Source organism: Mycolicibacter sinensis (genome assembly GCF_001667375.1).
GTDB lineage: Bacteria > Actinomycetota > Actinomycetes > Mycobacteriales > Mycobacteriaceae > Mycobacterium > Mycobacterium sinense_A.
The window spans coordinates 92,416-109,769 of record NZ_LZIN01000038.1 but is presented as its reverse complement, the minus strand read 5'-3'; the positions used below and the strand labels follow the sequence as shown (position 1 = coordinate 109,769).

At 67.0% G+C, this 17,354-nt stretch carries 16 protein-coding genes; 9 read left to right on the top strand and 7 right to left on the bottom strand.

Annotated features, from left to right (window positions below):
- Positions 1–122: 122 nt before the first annotated feature.
- Both A5771_RS23900 and A5771_RS08175 read left to right on the top strand, forming a co-directional pair.
- Complete coding sequence (locus A5771_RS23900; RefSeq protein ID WP_234783004.1) at positions 123–1,256, top strand: hypothetical protein; 1,134 nt, start codon at positions 123–125, stop codon at positions 1,254–1,256.
- The gene (locus A5771_RS08175; RefSeq protein WP_082947120.1) at positions 1,256–1,696 is read left to right on the top strand and encodes a hypothetical protein; all 441 of its coding nucleotides are present in this window, start codon (positions 1,256–1,258) and stop codon (positions 1,694–1,696) included. The genes A5771_RS23900 and A5771_RS08175 overlap by 1 nt, the downstream gene beginning before the upstream one ends.
- Positions 1,697–1,796: 100 nt before the next feature.
- Here A5771_RS08175 and A5771_RS08170 read toward each other — a convergent pair whose 3' ends face one another.
- Both A5771_RS08170 and A5771_RS08165 read right to left on the bottom strand, forming a co-directional pair.
- Positions 1,797–2,498, bottom strand: a complete 702-nt coding sequence (locus A5771_RS08170) for a nitroreductase family protein (RefSeq protein ID WP_064854705.1) — start codon at positions 2,496–2,498, stop codon at positions 1,797–1,799.
- Between the two features lie 17 nt (positions 2,499–2,515).
- Complete coding sequence (locus A5771_RS08165; protein WP_207545412.1) at positions 2,516–3,151, bottom strand: HD domain-containing protein; 636 nt, start codon at positions 3,149–3,151, stop codon at positions 2,516–2,518.
- A 122-nt stretch (positions 3,152–3,273) separates the two neighbouring features.
- Between A5771_RS08165 and A5771_RS08160 the strand changes: the two genes are divergently transcribed.
- From A5771_RS08160 to A5771_RS08150, 3 genes are all read left to right on the top strand, one after another.
- Positions 3,274–4,248, top strand: a complete 975-nt coding sequence (locus A5771_RS08160; RefSeq protein WP_082947119.1) for a GlxA family transcriptional regulator — start codon at positions 3,274–3,276, stop codon at positions 4,246–4,248.
- Positions 4,249–4,319: 71 nt separating this feature from the next.
- Positions 4,320–5,552: an MFS transporter gene (locus A5771_RS08155; RefSeq protein WP_064854703.1), complete on the top strand. Its 1,233-nt coding sequence runs from the start codon at positions 4,320–4,322 to the stop codon at positions 5,550–5,552.
- Positions 5,549–5,962: a DoxX family protein gene (locus A5771_RS08150; protein WP_064854702.1), complete on the top strand. Its 414-nt coding sequence runs from the start codon at positions 5,549–5,551 to the stop codon at positions 5,960–5,962. Before A5771_RS08155 ends, A5771_RS08150 begins: the two co-directional genes overlap by 4 nt.
- 5 nt (positions 5,963–5,967) lie before the next feature.
- Here the strand turns inward: A5771_RS08150 and A5771_RS08145 are convergent, their stop codons facing one another.
- Positions 5,968–6,642 (bottom strand): FadR/GntR family transcriptional regulator, encoded by a 675-nt coding sequence (locus A5771_RS08145; protein WP_064854701.1) that lies wholly within the window; start codon positions 6,640–6,642, stop codon positions 5,968–5,970.
- 102 nt (positions 6,643–6,744) lie between these two features.
- Here A5771_RS08145 and A5771_RS08140 point away from each other — a divergent pair, with 102 nt between their 5' ends.
- On the top strand, positions 6,745–7,944 hold the full coding sequence (locus tag A5771_RS08140) for a CynX/NimT family MFS transporter (protein ID WP_064854813.1): 1,200 nt from the start codon (positions 6,745–6,747) through the stop codon (positions 7,942–7,944).
- 14 nt (positions 7,945–7,958) lie between these two features.
- On the opposite strand, the gene A5771_RS08135 is transcribed toward A5771_RS08140, so the two are convergent.
- Complete coding sequence (locus A5771_RS08135; RefSeq protein ID WP_064854700.1) at positions 7,959–9,011, bottom strand: NAD(P)-dependent alcohol dehydrogenase; 1,053 nt, start codon at positions 9,009–9,011, stop codon at positions 7,959–7,961.
- A gap of 133 nt (positions 9,012–9,144) precedes the next feature.
- Positions 9,145–10,737 (bottom strand): adenylate/guanylate cyclase domain-containing protein, encoded by a 1,593-nt coding sequence (locus tag A5771_RS08130; RefSeq protein ID WP_064854699.1) that lies wholly within the window; start codon positions 10,735–10,737, stop codon positions 9,145–9,147.
- Positions 10,738–11,072: 335 nt separating this feature from the next.
- On the opposite strand from A5771_RS08130, the gene A5771_RS08125 reads away from it, so the two are divergent.
- The gene (locus tag A5771_RS08125; protein WP_064854698.1) at positions 11,073–11,516 is read left to right on the top strand and encodes a hypothetical protein; all 444 of its coding nucleotides are present in this window, start codon (positions 11,073–11,075) and stop codon (positions 11,514–11,516) included.
- Here A5771_RS08125 and A5771_RS08120 read toward each other — a convergent pair.
- Entirely contained in the window at positions 11,513–12,592 is a 1,080-nt protein-coding gene (locus A5771_RS08120; RefSeq protein WP_064854697.1) for an iron-siderophore ABC transporter substrate-binding protein, read from the bottom strand. The genes A5771_RS08125 and A5771_RS08120 overlap by 4 nt on opposite strands.
- Positions 12,593–12,730: 138 nt before the next feature.
- Between A5771_RS08120 and ctaD the strand changes: the two genes are divergently transcribed.
- Positions 12,731–14,455: an aa3-type cytochrome oxidase subunit I gene (gene ctaD, locus A5771_RS08115; RefSeq protein ID WP_064854812.1), complete on the top strand. Its 1,725-nt coding sequence runs from the start codon at positions 12,731–12,733 to the stop codon at positions 14,453–14,455.
- Between the two features lie 58 nt (positions 14,456–14,513).
- Complete coding sequence (gene serB, locus A5771_RS08110; protein ID WP_064854696.1) at positions 14,514–15,740, top strand: phosphoserine phosphatase SerB; 1,227 nt, start codon at positions 14,514–14,516, stop codon at positions 15,738–15,740.
- A gap of 84 nt (positions 15,741–15,824) precedes the next feature.
- Here the strand turns inward: serB and A5771_RS08105 are convergent, their stop codons facing one another.
- Complete coding sequence (locus tag A5771_RS08105; RefSeq protein ID WP_064854695.1) at positions 15,825–17,219, bottom strand: PE-PPE domain-containing protein; 1,395 nt, start codon at positions 17,217–17,219, stop codon at positions 15,825–15,827.
- Positions 17,220–17,354: the final 135 nt, after the last annotated feature.

The window sequence follows — 17,354 nt, the reverse complement described above, 5'->3', positions numbered from 1 at the left end:
AGGTGCGCGATGCGGATGCAGGCGACTGCCGCCGCGCTAACCGCAGCAGCGACCGGTTACACGGAAAACGAGGCAACATCCGCGGCGATGATGCGGGCTGTTGCTCCACCGAGGATGTATTGATGCCCGCAACACCGATGCTGAAATTGTCACAGGTTGAAGCGCTAGACACCGCGTATCTGCGGAACGCAGCTGATTTCTGGGAGCACACCGCCAACGTGTGGGAGGAGTCCTTTACCGAAGTTCACCGCCGGCTGTCAGCTCCAGGTGGCACGGTTTGGACCGGTGTTGGAAGCCAGGGCGCGCTGGGTCGCTCTTATGCGGACATGGTGAAAGTCCGCGACCCAGCGGATGAGATGCACCAGGCAGCCGGGATCGCCCGCCGGGGCGACGAGGCGGTGCAGTCCTGTAAGCACGGCGTGCTCGACGCAGTCCGAGAAGCCCGCAACGACGGGTTCGACGTGGGTGAGGACTATTCAGTGACCGACCGAAATCAGGGCGGATCTGCGGCCTTTCGTGCGGAACGCAAGTCCGCGGCGCAGGGACACGCCTCGTTTATCCGCCAGCGGGTGGGCGTACTGATTGCCAAGGACCACGAAATCGCCACTCAAATCACCACCACGTTGGCCAAAGTTGGTGACCTTAGCTTCCACGAAGAAGCGGCCCCGACACGCGTCAGCGACCGGCCGCAACCGGACAACCGAAAAGCTGCGGTGCAGTTGGTGAGCTGGGGTCACGGCGGAAAGCCATTGGCGCCGGCTCCTGCTCCGGATCCGACGGAGCCGTTCCCGCCGGGACCGGAGGCGTTTGGGGGTGGCACCGAGCCCTTACCGCCGATGCAGGGTCCGCCGCCCCAAATTGGCCCATTTCCGGTGCCACCGGAAGTGGCCGCCGCCGTCCCAAAGGACGCGGCAGCTAGGCCCCTGCCTTTATCTCCTGGGCCTGCGCCGACGGCGGCCGTGAAAACCGATTTCGGTCAGTGCGTCCGTCAGGAATTCCGTGAAAATATCGGACTTAATATGGTCAAGGAGGGATTCAAGAAGGCCGCCACAGGGGCGGGGTTCGGTGCTGTGGCAGGCGCTGGGATCGGCGCTGCTGCGACGCCAGAAGCAGCGGGTGCCGGTGCTGTTCCTGGCGCTCTTGCCGGTGGCGTGCTGGGCTTCGTCGGTGGTTTCGGGAAGGGCCTCCTTGAGGCGCCTGTCAAAACCGCTGCCGAGGCTTCGCTGGAATGTGCAAGACAGGCGGATACGCGCTGATGGTCATCAACACACGCCGAGTGCTCCTCATTATGCCGATATACGTGGCGTATATGGTCTGCATCAATGTATTTTTTGATTCCGCAGGATTGGATGCAAGAAACAATCTACCATTGTGGTTGATAATTGCATTTACAGTCATGTCGATATCCACGGTGTTGCTGCTGATATGGTTTATCTCGAGCAAGGTTCGCGGCAAAATCTCGGTGCGGCGAGAACGCTTCTACCTGGGAATATTGATAATCGTATTCATCGCCGACTTTATCGATGACGCGCTCAAAGGCTTGACTTCCCTCATCTTCAACACTTCATCGATATGGGTCATGATTCCCATGTATCTAATTTCCTATGTCGCCCTGTGGGTCGTAATTGTGATCGTGTTCAACAAGATCGCAAAAAGGCCCGAGGTCGCAGTTTCGGCCAATATCGGACCCGAGTAGTAGAACGCGCAGCCTGTCTCCAGTGATTCGCGCTGCGATCCCGCGGTAGCGGTTGCATAATCCGGATCGCCACGTCATGTAGCAGGCCGCCGCCCGAGTCTCAACCGACCGTGGCCAGGTCGGGCGCCAAGTAGTCGTGCGGCCACAGCGGCTGCGGGACCTCGACGCCGAAGGGTGCACCCCAGCGGTTTCGTGATGAAACCTCCTGCACGGGAAGCCGATTGGCAGCGACACCCCATTTACCTCGGGGGTAGCCCAGTGCCAGCATTGCCGACATCTTCCAGCCCTCGGCAAGCGGCACACCCAACATCTCACTGACGCGGTCCTCGACGTTGCGGAGCACCATCGTCATCACCCCGCCGACACCCTCGGCGCGGGCGGCCAGCAACGCACTCCAGATCGCCGGGTAGATGTTGGCGCCGCCGAGGTCGTCGATGGCGAAGACGAACAGCAGCAGCGGAACGTCTTCGAAGTGGTCGGCAAGGTAGTCACCGGAGCCCTTGATTCGGCGCATGGTCTCGGCATGCTGGGTCGGATCCGCGCCGGGCGCCGGCGCGACCATCGGCCCCGTCCCGCCCGCGAACCTCTCGTATTCGACGGCGCGGGCCTCCCGGAACAGCTGGGCCAGCGCGCGTTTGAGTTCCGGGTCGTCGACGGCGAGGAAGTGCCAGCGTTGGGTGTTGCCGCCGTTGGGGGCGCGCACCGCGGCATCGAGGATGCGGGCCTGGGTGTTCAGCGGAATCGGATCGGGCCGCAGCCGCCGCATCATCCTGGTGGTGTACAGCGCTTCGTGGATCTCCATGTGCCTGCTCCTTTCCACTATTCGGGCCATGGGCTGTTGAGAATGGCTTCGACCAGGTTGCCGCGCTGGAACGTCGGGTCGAAATGGGCCAGTATGTCGTCGTTCATCGTCCCGAACGTGGTCTCCGGACGATGCTGCATGCCGTTGTGGAACGCCGCCAGAATGCGGTTCTTGAAGTCGGGGCGCGGATGGGCGGCGACCACCGCGTCGATGTGCGCCGCGTCCAGATCCGCCCGGCCCACACCGACCACATCGGTCTTGACACCCGCTGCGAGCAAGTGTGTTTCGGTGTCGAGACGTCCGGTGATCTCCGGAGTCGTGTGTAGCGCGATGCCGAGCCACACCCGATCGGCGTCGGACTGCGCTATGCCGCGGTCCACCAGGAACTCGCGTGCGGCATCGGCACCGTCGATCTCGAAACGCTGGGTGGAATTCCGGTAACGCGGGGTGAGACCGAAGTCGTGGAACATCGCCGCCACATAGAGCAGTTCCAGATCTGGTTGTCGCCCCGACCGGCGACCGTGCAGCGCGCCGAACAGATACACCCGTCGGGAGTGGTGGAAGAGCACATCGTCCTCGGCGCTGCGAATGAACTCGGTCGCCTCGCGGGCGAGCGGCGTGTCGGGTATGACGACGTCAGCGATGGTCTCGATCCGCTGAATGGTCACAGTCGGTCTCCTTGGTTGGTCGAACAGAAACCAGCCTGCCGCCGATATGCTCGGTCCACGCGGTGTGATCGAGCCGTCAAAACCTCAGATTGCGACACAATGAAGCCGTGGCTGACGCCAGCGCGCCATCGCGCGTAGTAGTGATCGTCGTCTTCGACGACGTGACGATGTTGGATGTCGCCGGAGCCGGTGAGGTCTTCGCCGAAGCCAACCGGTTCGGCGCCGACTACCGGATCAAGATCGCCTCGGTGGATGGGCGTGACGTCACCACCTCGATCGGGACGCGCTTGGGTGTCACCGACACCCTCGCGGCGATCGAGTCCGCCGATACCGTCATGATCGCCGGCGCCGACAACCTGCCGCGCCGTGCGATCGACCCCGAGCTGGTGCAGGCGGTCAAGTCCGTCGCGGGCCGCACCCGCCGGCTGGCCTCCATCTGCACCGGATCCTTCGTTCTCGCGCAAGCCGGTCTGCTGAACGGCCGCCGCGCCACCACCCACTGGCATGACGTCCGGTTGTTCGCTCGCGCCTTCCCCGAGGTCACCGTCGAGCCGGACGCGATCTTCGTCCGCGACGGCGAGGTGTTCACCTCGGCGGGGGTGTCCTCGGGTATCGACCTGGCGCTGGCGCTGGTCGAGATCGACCATGGCGCCGAGCTGGTCCGGGCCGTGGCCCGGTGGCTGGTGGTCTATCTCAAGCGCGCCGGCGGGCAATCGCAATTCTCCACACTGGTCGAGGCCGACCCGGCCCCGCAGTCGGCGCTGCGAGCGGTTACCGACGCGATCGCCGCCGACCCCGGCGCGGACCACCGGGTGAGCGTCCTCGCCACCCGGGCCTGTCTCAGTACGCGGCAGCTGACCCGGTTGTTTCGATCCGAGCTGGGGATGACTCCGGCCGACTACGTCGAAAAGGTTCGAGTCGACGCCGCGCGGGCCGCCCTGGACGCAGGCCACAGCGTCACCGACGCCGCACGGCTGGCGGGTTTCGGCAGCACCGAAACTCTGCGGCGGGTGTTCTTCGATCACCTCGGCGTCTCGCCGAAGGCCTACCGAGACCGATTCCGCACCGCCCTGCGCGGCTGAACGCCGGCCTGCGCGCCGGCTTTTTGGGCGAATGACGAGCCTTCCGGGCCTGGCGGTGTTTGCATGTTCCGGTGAGGAGCGTTGATCGACCCGACGCCGGCGCTCGTCCGGGCGTGCAACTGGTCCTGGCCACCTGGGTCTCGGTGATCTGCTTTTGGGCGTGGAATCTGGTCGGCCCGCTGTCGACGCAGTACGCCATCCAGATGTCGCTCAGCGCCAACCAGCAGGCACTGATGGTTGCCACCCCGATCTTGGTTGGGGCGCTGGGCCGGATCGTCACCGGACTGATGACCGACCGCTTCGGGGGCCGCACCATGTTCATCGGGGTTTCGCTGGCCTCGATCGTCCCGGTGCTCGTGGTCGGCTATGCGGCGCAGATCGGTTCTTACCCGATGATGGTGGTGGCCGGATTCTTCCTGGGCGTGGCCGGAACGGTGTTCGCCATCGGAATCCCGTTCGCCAACAACTGGTTTGCTCCGGAACGTCGCGGCTTCGCCACCGGGCTGTTCGGCATGGGAATGGCCGGAACCGCGGCCTCGGCATTCTTCACCCCGCGGTTCGCCAAGTCGTTCGGCCTGTTCACCACCCACGCGATCGTGGCGGTGGCGCTGGCGGCAACTGCACTGCTGTGCGCCGCGGTGCTACGCAACGGCCCGCGATTCGTGCCGAACACGGCGAGCGTGCTGCCCAAGCTGAAGGCCGCCGCGAAATTGCGGGTGACTTGGCAGATGTCGATCCTCTACGCGTTGGTGTTCGGTGGGTTCGTCGCGTTCTGCAACTACTTGCCCATCTATACCAAGACCATCTACGACTTCTCGCGGGTCGGCGCCGGTGAACGCACCGCGGCCTTTGCCTTGGCGGCGGTGCTGGCACGCCTGCTCGGCGGGATACTGGCCGACCACATCGTGCCTAAGTACGTCGTGCTGGCCGCGTTGGCCGGTGTTGCCGCGCAGACGCTCATCGCGGTCTTCCGCCCGCCGGCGGACCTGTGGACGGGCTTGACCTTCATTCCGCTGGCCGTCGCGCTCGGTATCGGCACCGGCGGGGTGTTCGCATGGGTGTCGCGTCGCGCCCCGGCCGGTTCGATCGGTTCGGTCACCGGGATCGTGGCAGCGATCGGCGGCTTGGGTGGCTACTTCCCGCCGCTGGTGATGGGTGCGACATATGACCCGGTGCACAACAATTACACCGTCGCGCTGGTGTTGTTGGTGGCTACCGCGGTGCTGCTGTTCGGCTACACCGCGATATTCCTCCCCGCCCGCGAACCCTCACCATTACCTTCGAGTCCCAGGAGTGCGAGATGACGACGACGCCAAACACCGACCGCCGCAAGCGTTCCCGAGCGTGGTTCGCCGGAGCCGCGATCACCGCCCTGCTCGGGTTGTTCTTTGCGTTCGATGCCATCCCAAAGATCCTCGGTGTGTCCTTCGCCCGCGAAGGCACCGAAGCGCTCGGCTTCTCCCCGGACAAGACCGCGGTTATCGGCTGGGTCCTGCTGGTATGTCTGATCGTCTTCCTGATTCCGCGCACCGCCGTGCTGGGCGCCCTTGGCCTCACCGCCTACCTCGGTGGGGCGGTGACCATGAACCTGCATGCCGACAAGCCGCTGGCGGGCTTCGTGTTGTCCGGGGTGTATGTCGGCGTGCTGACGTGGATCGCGCTCATCCTGCGCCGGCCGGAATTACTGCGGGTGTTGGGAATTCGGCGCACCTGAGCGACTCAACTTGGCGGCAGCCGGTTCAACAGCTCATCGAGGAATCCGCCGGCCTCGCGTCCGGCCGCCTCGACGTCGCCGGCGGCGATCGCCTCCACCAGGCCCCGATGCCGAATCTGGTCTGAGTGCACCGGTTTCGCGCTGGTGGTGGCCACGCTGGCCATGACCACATCGGTGAGCCCGCAGTACAGCTCGGTCAACACCGGATTGTGCGAGCAGCGGACCACCGCGAGATGAAAATCGGTGTCCGACCGAACGAAGTCCTCCTGTTGGCCCTGCTGCTGGTGGCCGTCGCGGCGCTCCAACAGGGCGCGCAACGCGGCCAGGTCGTCGTCGGTGCGGGCGACCGCGGCCAGCCGGGCCCCCTCCACCTCCAAGCAACGCCGCACCTGCAGCACGTCGCGCAGCGCTGAGCCGCACAACCGGCGCACGGCGCCGGACACCTCGCTGGTGGCGCGCACGTAGGTCCCGTCGCCTTGGCGGACTTCCAGGATGCCGCTGTGGGCCAGCGCCCGGACCGCCTCACGCACGGTGTTGCGGCCGACGCCGAGCGCGTCGGCGAGCTCTTGCTCGGGGGGGATTCGTGAATCGACCGGCCATTCCCCGCCGGTCACCGAGGCGCGAAGCTGCTCGATCACCTGATCTACCAAACCGGTGCGGCGGGTGGTGACCAACGGCACAGCATCCTCCGTTCATCCAATCATGGGATGTATGCGAACCTATTTTAGGTGACCCGCACCGCCCGCCACGCAACACGCGACCAGTACGAGCATGACCTCCAACTGGAACTCGAAGGCGCCGCCGAATTCCGGCCGGCGACGGTGGCGGCCGGCGGTGCACTGCTGACTGTCGCGGTGGTCTTGACCGCGCTGAACCTGCGCCCTGCGATCACCAGCGTGGGGCCGCTGCTCCCGGAGATGCGGGGAGCCTTAGGCGTCTCGCACACCTGGGCGGGTGTGCTGACCACACTGCCGGGTCTGTGCTTCGCCGGAGCCGGGCTGGGCGCGCCGTGGTTATCCCGGCGGATCGGATTGGCCCGCACGGTCTCGGCGGCGCTGCTCACCCTCGTCGCCGGACTGCTGATCCGGGTCTGCGACGGGCCCCTCGTCATGCTCGGCGGAACACTGGTTGCCACCGCCGGCATCGCGTTGATCAACGTGCTGATCCCGGTCATCATCCGGGGGTCGTTTCCGGCGCGGGTCGGGCTGATGACGGGTATCTACACCGCGGCGCTGCAAGGGGGAGGGGCACTGGGCTCCGCGGTCACCCCGATGCTCGACAACGCCTTGGGAGGCTGGCGCTCGGCGCTGGGGGCATGGAGTGCGCTGGCGTTGCTGGCGCTGGCGGCATGGGTGGTGGGGGCCCGCGGATTCGAGCGGGCGGCCACCGCCGCACCCGCGGTCGCGACAACGGGTCGGTCGCTGTTGCGCAGCAAGCTGGCCTGGACCGTCACGCTGTTCTTCGGCACCCAGTCGTTCCTGGCCTACGTGGTGATTGGCTGGCTGCCCGAGGTGCTGATCGAGAACGGCACAAGCGAGACGCGCGCGGGACTGCTGCTCGGGTTGATCTCGCTGATCGCGGTGCCGATCAGCCTGATCGTCTCGCCGCTGGCCGCCCGCCGCCAAAGCCAAAGCGGATGGATCGTCGGCCTGGGCGTGCTCGGCATCGCCGGAATGCTCGGTCTGCTGATCGCGCCGGCGGCCGCACCGCTGCTGTGGAGCGTGCTGGTGGGGCTGGGAATGAGCGTGTTCTCCTTGGCGCTCACCGTGATTGCGCTGCGCGCCCGCGACGCCGAGGACACCGCGCGCCTGTCGGGGATGGCGCAGGGCTTCGGCTACCTGCTGGCCGGCGTCGGCCCGTTCCTGTTCGGTCTGTTGCACCACGTGAGTGGCGGCTGGACCGTGCCGTGGCTGATGATGCTCGCCGTCTACCTGGTGCAGATCCTGGCGGGTGCGCTGGCCGGGCGGGGCCGCTACGTCTGAGGCGGAAGCCCGGCTCAGACCCGCCGCAGTGACGCGGTGTCGATGACGAAGCGGTAGCGCACGTCGGAGGCCAGCACCCGCTCGTAGGCGGTGTTCACGTAGTCCGGTTCGATCACTTCGATCTCGGGGCGCACGCCGTGCTCGGCGCAGAAGTTCAGCATCTCCTGGGTCTCGGCGATCCCGCCGATCAACGACCCCGACACGCTGCGCCGCATCCGGACCAGCGGGCCCGGCGGCACCGCCAGCGAACCCTCGGGCATGCCCAACTCGACCAGCGTGCCGTCCAGGGTGAGCAGGTTCAGGTACGCGCCCAGATCCAGGTTCGCCGAGACGGTGTTGAGGATGACGTCGAAGTTGCCGCGCAGCTTCTTGAACGTCTCGGGGTCGCTGGTGGCGTAGTAGTGCTCGGCGCCCAACCGCAGCCCGTCCTCCATCTTCTTCAGCGACTGCGACAGCACCGTCACCTCAGCACCCATCGCGACCGCCAGTTTGACGGCCAGGTGACCCAGTCCGCCGAGGCCGACGACCGCAATTCGCTTGCCGGGGCCGACATTCCAGTGGCGCAGCGGCGAGTAGGTGGTGACGCCGGCGCACAGCAGCGGCGCTGCGGCATCCAGCGGAATCTCGTCCGGGATGCTCAGCACGTAGTTCTCGTCGACCACGATCGCGCCGCTGTAGCCGCCCTGAGTGGGCTGGCCGTCCCGGCCGACACCGGCGTAGGTGCCGACCATGCCACCCCCGGTGCAGTACTGCTCGTGGCCGGCCAGGCAGCTGGGGCATTCCCGGCAGGAGTCGACGAAGCAGCCGACGCCGACGCGGTCGCCGACCTTGAACTTGGTGACCTGCGCTCCGACCGCGGTCACCACCCCGGCGATCTCGTGTCCGGGGACCAAGGGGTATTGCGGGAGGCCCCACTCGGCCTTGACCGTGTGGATGTCGGAGTGGCAGATACCGGCGAAAGCGATGTCCAAGGCGACGTCGTGCGGGCCGGGGTCCCGGCGGGTGATGGTGGTCTTGCTCAGCGGGTCGGTCGGCGACGTGGCGGCATAAGCGGCAACGGTGCTCATCGGTGATATCTCTCTTCACAACTCGGCGTTTTTATATAGCCTAGCGAAGTAAATTGGTGGGGTGGTCGTCCGTTCCTCGGTCAGGCGCAATGGCGACACCTGTTTGCCCAGCGTATGGGCGGTGCCGGGACCGTTACGTAATCTTTGACACATCCCGCCGCGGCTCGACGTGCCGGGGCTTCGATCTGCGGCGGGTGGTCAGAGCGATACGGGCTGCCCCACGCAGGATCCATGGTGTCTGCCGTGCCATCACGGCTACGGCCCGGTCCGAGCGGCGCATCGAGGCCTGCGGGCCGGGGGTCGGCGTTGAGGCCAGTTCGGCCTCGACTGATCCGGCCGCCGGGCCGTTGCGATCGATGGCAAGGAGTTGCCAGGTGCCGGGAACGCCGCGAAGCTCGACGCTACCGCGGTCCTCGAAGCCCGTGCCCGAGCCGACGACGAGATCGCGCACGGTGCGCGACACCAGAATCTCGCCCGCGCCGGCCTGGCCGACGATCCGCGCCGCGATGTGCACGGCCATCCCGGCGATGTCGTTGTCGATCAGTTCGCATTCACCGGTGTGGATACCGACCCGGATCTCGATGCCCAGTGCGTCGGCGTCGGTCTGCAACGCCTCGGCGCAGCGGATCGCCTGCGTCGGGCCGTCGAACGTGGCGAGGTGACCGTCGCCGGTGCTCTTCACCACCGTGCCGCTGAATCGTTCCGTGAGTTCGGCGGTGATTTCACCAAAGCGCTGCAGCACCGCTCGCCACCGCTCGTCGCCGGTCGCCGCGGCGTGTTGCGTCGAAGCGACGATGTCGGTGAACAACACGGTGCGCAACGCGCGATGTGACTGTGCCGGCGCGGCATGGCCACCGGTGAGAAACTCTTCGACCTCCGCCAGGATCCTGTCCGGCTCGGTCAGAAAGGGTGCGTGGTCCACACCCTCGACCTCCAGGTATCGCGCTCCGGGGATATGTGCGGCGAGATACCGGCCGCCCTGAACCGGCACCGCGTTGTCCTCGCGGGCATGGATGACCAGGGTCGGCGCGGTGAGCGTCGGCAGGATCGGCCGCACGTCGATCAGAAACGCCGCTTCAAAGGAGGCCCGCGCCATTCCCGGGCTCGCACACATGCGCTCGCACATCGCGAGCTGGCGTAGCGACCGGACCGATGGCGAACTGATGCTGGCTGTCTCGCCGTTTCCCCACCCGGAGCGCACCGTGCGGCCGGCTTGCTGGAAGCGGGCGAGCTGATCGATCGAGGGCGTGTAGTCCTCACCCAGCTCGGCAAGGAAGCGCGCCCGCAGCTCGGCCGGGTCTCGATCCAAGTCGTCCCAGTCCTCGAAGCCCCAATACGGAACTGTTCCGGACAGGATCAGCGCCCTGGTTCGGGTCGGCCATGTTGCCGCGAACATGATGGCGACCGGTCCACCGTCGCTCAGTCCGCACACGACGGCCTGTCCGAAGCCGACCGTGTCCATGATCGCCTCGACCTCGGCCGCTCGCTCCTCCAGCGTGCGAACTTTCGGCACCGGGTCCGACAGCCCGACCCCGGCCTTGTCGAACCAGGCAACGCGACAGAAGGTTCCGAGCTGGTCAACGAACGCTTTGAATTGGGGCAGGGTCCAGGCCAGCTCGACGTGGGTCACGAACGGCCCGACGATGACCAGCTCGATCGGCCCATCGCCGAACAGCTGATAGGCCAGGCTGAGATCGCCACACTTGGCGTATGACGTTTCCGGCACGGAATGAGCGTACTGCGGCCGGGGTTAGCCGTCGCCGAAAACGGAGTGGCCAGACACACGCCGATCACACGGGCGGTCGCCGGCCCCGACGGGAAGCGTCAGCCGGAAGGAAAGCCTTGCGATACAGCAGGTTTCCGTTTCCTCGCACCCGGAAAGCGGTGCACGTCAGCGAATGCGTGTGACGCATTGCTGTGAAGTTGAGCGGTAAGGCTGAGAGTTCGCTGCAATGTCGACGGTGGTGCAATTTTCGTGGCGTCCTCAGCACTTCGTCACCGCGCAGGACGGCGCCACCGAGGCCGGCCGGGACGGGAGCTGGTGCCGGTTCAGCGTCCCCGGTGGCCGGACACCAGAGCGCCGAAGCGACGGTGCTGCAGACCTGGCCGGTCGCATCCGAGATCGGCTACTACGACCTGGAACCGGGCCGGCTGGAGCAGGCGCTGGCCGGCCGCTCATTGGACGCCGGGGCGGTCGGCGCGCTCTCGCAGGTGCTGACGCACCAGAACAACGCTCGCCGGCTCGACGCGCAACGCGAACGCGCCGAAGAACAGCGCGAGGAGGTCTACAACGCGCAGAGCCGCATCGCCGAACAGCTCCGGGTGCTCGGCACCGAGGGCGCCGAAGGCGAACTGCGGAACCGGCAGGTGCGTGAGCTCAACGGCCTACAAGACCGGGTCAGCGAACTGGACTCCGAGGTGCGCCGGCTGCGCGAGGAGGCCGGGCAGGCCCGTCAGCGGGCCTCGGCCGAACTGGGGCAGCTGATCGCGCAGCGGCCGCTTTAGTTGATCGGCGCGTTCACCCAGCGCAGGTCGTCGACCACTCCGCGGGCCGCGATCGGTCCCTGCCCGGTCTGCCACACCTCGTTGTTCACCACGAACACCCGGCTGTCGCGGTTGGCCGCCAGCCGGCGCCAGGAGACGCTGTCGAACACGGTGGCTGCTCGCGCCTTGGCCGCCGGCGAGGCGAACGACACGTAGACGATGTCCCCGTCGGCAGCCGAGAAGTCCGCGCGGCCGCCCAGATCGCCGTCGCCGGCGGTGATCTCGAGGTAGGGCTGGTCGGTGAACCGCTGCGCCGGCGGCCTGTCCACCCCGACCGCCTTGAGCACACTGGCAGCGAAGTTGGCCGCCCCGTACACCCGCAGGCCGCCGTCGGTGAGCTGCACCACCGAGGCCTGGAAGTGGGTGGCGTCGCTGGACTCGCCGGTGGCATCGGCCTTCTCGCTAAACCTGCCGAGCACCTCGTCGGCGGCGCCGCTGCGCGCGGTCGCGGCGCCGACCCCGCGCAGGTTGTCCTCCCATGCCGCGCCCGGCGCCCCGGTGAACATGGTTGGGGCGATCGAGGCCAGCTCGGCATATCCCGGCGTCAGGCCCTGTGCCCCCAGGATCAGGTCCGGGCGCAATGCGGCGATGGCGTCGGTGTCGGGATTGCTGCGGGTGCCCACGGCCGGCAGGTCGTGCACCACGGCGCCCAGATATAACGGCTGGCTCTCCGCGCCGTCGGGCAGCGCGGCCCCGACGATGCGGGACTGGAGGCCCAGTGCGCACAGCGCATCGAGCTGATCACCGGAGAGCACCACGATGCGCTCCGCGTCCTCGGGCACCTCGACGCTGGGCGGCTCCACCCCGGCCGCGTTGTGGACCGACCGCATCGGTGGTCCCGGGTCGGCCCGGGCCGGCTCCGGGGCGCAGGACTCGTCGGGCCGGCGGTCGTTGCCGAGCACTCCGGCGCCGGCGACCATGGTCGTGGTGGTGGACGTCGGGACCGTTTCCGCGCCATCGCCGGAGCAACCCGAGACCGTGATCAGCGTCACGGCCAATGCTGCCGCGGACACTGTCCGCCGGTCCGCCCTGATCACGCGGTGACGGTAACACCCGCTTGTGGCGGGCCCGGGGAGGAGACGAATACGACAGTTTGTAGGAGGGCTATACCGGCGGGGAGAGGCTCGGGGTTAGGATTTGACCCAAGTTCCGGGATGCCCATGTTTGGAGGAATGTTGACCGCCGAAGCACCCCCGCGCGCAGAACTCGAGCCAAGTCGGCCGTTCCCCCCGTTGATGGGTCCCAAGGGCAGCCTGCTCTACAAGATGATCACGACCACCGATCACAAGCTGATCGGCATCATGTACTGCGTCGCCTGCATGGTGTACTTCTTCATCGGCGGCCTGCTGGCGCTGCTGATGCGCACCGAGCTGGCCGCGCCGGGCCTGCAGTTCCTGTCCAACGAGCAGTTCAACCAGCTGTTCACCATGCACGGCACGGTGATGCTGCTGTTCTACGCCACCCCGATCGTGTTCGGATTCGCCAACCTGGTGCTCCCGCTGCAGATCGGCGCCCCGGACGTGGCGTTCCCGCGGCTCAATGCGTTCTCGTTCTGGCTGTTCGTGTTCGGCGCGACCATCGCGCTGGCCGGGTTCATCACTCCCGGCGGCGCGGCTGACTTCGGCTGGACCGGCTACACCCCGCTGAGCAATGCGGTGCACTCACCGGGCGCCGGTGCCGACCTGTGGATCATGGGCCTGGCCGTCGCCGGCCTGGGCACCATCCTCGGTGGGGTCAACATGATCACCACCGTGGCCTGCATGCGCGCCCCGGGGATGACGATGTTCCGGATGCCGATCTTCACCTGGAACATCCTGGTCACCTCGATCATGGTGTTGATCGTCTTCCCGCTGTTGACCGCGGCCCTGCTCGGCCTGGCCGTCGACCGGCACCTGGGCGGGCACATCTACGACTCCGCCAACGGCGGCGAGTTGCTATGGCAACACCTATTCTGGTTCTTCGGCCATCCCGAGGTGTACATCATCGCGCTGCCGTTCTTCGGCATCGTCAGCGAAGTGATCCCGGTCTTTGCCCGCAAGCCGATCTTCGGCTACGTCACCCTGGTGTACGCGACGATGAGCATCGCTGGGCTGTCAACGGCGGTGTGGGCGCACCACATGTATGCCACCGGTGCGGTGCTGCTGCCGTTCTTCGCGCTGCTGACCCTGATGATCGCCATCCCGACCGGGCTGAAGTTCTTCAACTGGATCGGCACCATGTGGCGGGGCCAGATGACGTTCGAGACGCCGATGCTGTTCTCGCTCGGCTTCATCGTCACCTTCCTGGCCGGCGGCCTGACCGGCGTCATGCTGGCCAGCCCGCCGATCGACTTCCACGTCAGCGACAGCTACTTCCTGATCGCGCACTTCCACTACGTGCTGTTCGGCACCATCGTGTTCGCCACGTTCGCCGGAATCTACTTCTGGTTCCCGAAGATGACCGGCCGGCTGCTCGACGAGCGGCTGGGCAAGCTGCACTTCTGGCTGACGTTCATCGGGTTCCACACCACCTTCTTGATCCAGCACTGGCTGGGCAACATGGGTATGCCGCGTCGCTACGCCGACTACCTGCCCACCGACGGATTCCAGCCGTTCAACATCGTCTCCACCGTCGGCGCCTTCATCCTGGGTGCCTCGATGCTGGCCTTCACCTGGAACGTGTTCAAGAGCTGGCGCTACGGCGAGGTCGTCACCGTGGATGACCCGTGGGGTTACGGCAACTCGCTGGAGTGGGCGACCAGCTGCCCGCCGCCGCGGCACAACTTCACCGAGCTGCCCCGGATCCGTTCGGAGCGCCCGGCTTTCGAGCTGCACTACCCGCACATGATCGATCGGCTGCGTGCCGAGGCGCACGTCGGCCGTCACCCCGGCGACGAGCTGTACGAGCCCGCAAACGCTTGATGAGCCCGTCGGGGGTGAGGTGGCGCCGGGTCCGGTCCGGCCGCCGCCGCGGGTGAGGATGCCCAAGGTGCCGATGCTGATCACGGTCACCGGCGTTGATCAGCCAGGCGTGACGTCGGCGCTCTTCGAGGTGCTGTCGCGGTATCAGATCGAGCTGCTCAACGTCGAACAGGTCGTGGTCCGCGGCCGGCTGACGCTGGGTGTGCTGGTGTCGGCGGTACCGGAGGTGGCCGACGGGACGGCATTGGTAGCCGAGGTCACCGCGGCCATCCACGGCGTAGGCCTGGACGTCACGATCGAACGCAGCGACGACGCGCCGATCATCGCGGTGCCGTCCACGCACCGGATCGTGGTGCTGGGACGGCCGGTGACCGCAGCCGCCCTCGGAGCGCTGGCCACCGAGATCGCCGAGATCGACGCCAACATCGACATGATCCGGGGCGTCTCGGATTACCCGGTCACCGGGTTGGAACTGCGGGTTTCGGTGCCCCCCGGGGCGGCCGGCCGGTTGCAGACCGCGTTGAGCCAGGTCGCCGCGCAGCAGCGGGTCGACGTGGCCTTCCAGGACGCCAGCCTGTCGCGGCGGACCAAGCGCCTGATCGTCTTCGATGTCGACTCCACGCTGATCCAGGGCGAGGTCATCGAGATGCTGGCCGCACGCGCCGGCGCCGGGGATGCGGTCGCGGCGATCACCGAGGCCGCCATGCGCGGCGAACTCGACTTCGCCGAGTCACTGCATCACCGGGTGGCGACGCTGGCCGGGCTGCCCGCCGGGGTCATCGACGAAGTGGCCCAGCAGATCGAGCTCACCCCGGGGGCGCGCACCACATTGCGCACGTTGCGCCGGCTGGGTTTCAAGTGCGGGGTGGTCTCCGGGGGCTTCCGCCAGGTGATCGCGCCGTTGGCCGACGAACTGAAGTTGGACTTCGTCGCCGCCAACGAGTTGGAAGTCGTCGACGGCGAACTCACCGGCCGGGTGATCGGGCCGGTGGTGGACCGGTCGGGCAAGGCCGATGCGCTGCGCGAGTTCGCCGACCGGGCCGGCGTGCCGCTGGAGCAGACCGTCGCGGTCGGCGACGGCGCCAACGACATCGACATGCTGGCCACCGCCGGGCTGGGCGTGGCGTTCAACGCCAAACCGGCGTTGCGCGAGGTCGCCGACGCATCGCTGAGCTACCCGTACCTGGACACGGTGCTGTTCCTGCTGGGTGTCACCCGCGCGGAGATCGAAGCCGCCGACGCGCACGACGGGGTGCTGCGCCGGGTCGAGATCCCGCCGGAGTAGCGCGGCGAGCAGACGCGAAAGCGCCCGATACGCCACGAAATTAGGGGCTTTGACGTCTGCTCGCGAGGGGTGGGTGAGCCGGGGTCAGAACACCGCGCCGATCAGGATCAGCGGCAGCAGCCCGAGGTCGGCGGCGAGCGGGGTGCCGATGGCGTCGAGCATGCTGCCGCCGTCGGCGAGTATGGACGTGTAAATCTGGTCGTTGTACTCGGGCAGCGTGAACAGCACCGCGCTGAGCATGTCCAGCAGCGGAATGCCGGTGTGCGCCGGGGTGGTTTCGAAGAGATCCGTCCAGGTGGTGGGCACCATCGACAGCAACGAGGTCTCGCTGCCGGCAAACGCCGGGAGCTCTCTGCTCAGCTGCTCGGCCCACTCCGGCAGGGTGTACACGTAGTTGGCCGGGTCGGCCAGCCGGGCGAAGAAATCGTTGATGCCCTGCTGTGTAGCGTCGGCCAGGGCTTGCGGAACCTGTTGCAGCACACTGGCGTCCGGCAGGAAACCCAGACTGGTGGGCATGTCGGCGAACCCGGGGCTCCAGCCGTGCTCGATGTTGCCGTAGCCCAGGTTCACCAGCACCCGCAGGGCCGGTTGCAACAGGTCGACCAGCGGATTGCCGATGAACGGCAGCAGCTGCAGTGGCGCCAGCAGCGGCAGCGTGTCGGCCGGAATCATGTAGTAGTCGGTCAGGACGTCCGGGCTCGAGGTCGGCAGTAGCACCGCGTTCGCGATGTCCTCCGGGGCGAGCCCGAGGTAGGTGCTGTGCTGGAAGGCGATGCCCATCACGGCGTTGATGACCGACAAGAAGTTGATCGGGTACTGCGGGAAATTGGCGAAGCCGTCGTATTCGTTGGTGTAGACGTCGGTCGGGAACAACGTCGTCGGCTGCGCACCGCTGAACGTCAGGCCCAGGCTGGGAATGGTCGGGTGCTCTCCGGTCGGCAGGTCGAACCGGGCCAGCATCCCGCCGTTGGGCACCGTCTCGTCGCCGGCCAGCACGAAGTGGACGTAGTCGCTCGGCACACCCTGGTCGGCGAGCTGCTGCATCAGCACTGCGGACATCACCGCGCTCTGCGACCAGCCGAACACCACCACCGGGTTGTCGGCGTCGACGTGGCCGCCGGCGATCTGTTCTAGGATCGCCGCCTCCAGGACCTGGTTGCCCTGCTCCACCGATCTGTCGAAGGTCTCGCCGAACGGGCCGAGGAACGGGTACAGCCCCTCGGGCGTGGTCAGGATCTGGGTGGTGCCGGTGAAGCCGTGCGGAGCGAGGTACAGCTCGTTGACGCGATCGGCGTAGGCCTGGCCGGGGGTCGAGATGCCGCTGGGGCCCAGGATCAGCGCTGTCCCGTTGCCCAGCGCCCCGGAATGGGCAGCGGTGAGCCGCACGGCGTGAGTCTGGCCGTCCAACAAAGTGGGGGAGCCGATCAGCGACGTCCCGGTGAGGAGGCTGACCGCGAGTGCGCCTGGAACCCGGAACATGCGAACCCCCTGATATGGACCCTAGACACTCATGTGCGATCACTGTGACTCAAATTACAACACAGCGACGCGCGTTTGCCGGCTCCGACGCCCTCCAGCGGCGCTGCGGGCTACCGGCACCCGGTCGGTTGCTGC

Excerpts from the sequence above, each read along its gene's own strand:
- A5771_RS23900 (WP_234783004.1), top strand. The coding sequence starts at position 123 with ATGCCCGCAACACCGATGCTGAAATTGTCACAGGTTGAAGCGCTAGAC.
- A5771_RS08175 (WP_082947120.1), top strand. The coding sequence starts at position 1,256 with ATGGTCATCAACACACGCCGAGTGCTCCTCATTATGCCGATATACGTG.
- A5771_RS08170 (WP_064854705.1), bottom strand. The coding sequence starts at position 2,498 with ATGGAGATCCACGAAGCGCTGTACACCACCAGGATGATGCGGCGGCTG.
- A5771_RS08150 (WP_064854702.1), top strand. The coding sequence starts at position 5,549 with ATGACGACGACGCCAAACACCGACCGCCGCAAGCGTTCCCGAGCGTGG.
- A5771_RS08135 (WP_064854700.1), bottom strand. The coding sequence starts at position 9,011 with ATGAGCACCGTTGCCGCTTATGCCGCCACGTCGCCGACCGACCCGCTG.
- serB (WP_064854696.1), top strand. The coding sequence starts at position 14,514 with ATGCCCAAGGTGCCGATGCTGATCACGGTCACCGGCGTTGATCAGCCA.
- A5771_RS08105 (WP_064854695.1), bottom strand. The coding sequence starts at position 17,219 with ATGTTCCGGGTTCCAGGCGCACTCGCGGTCAGCCTCCTCACCGGGACG.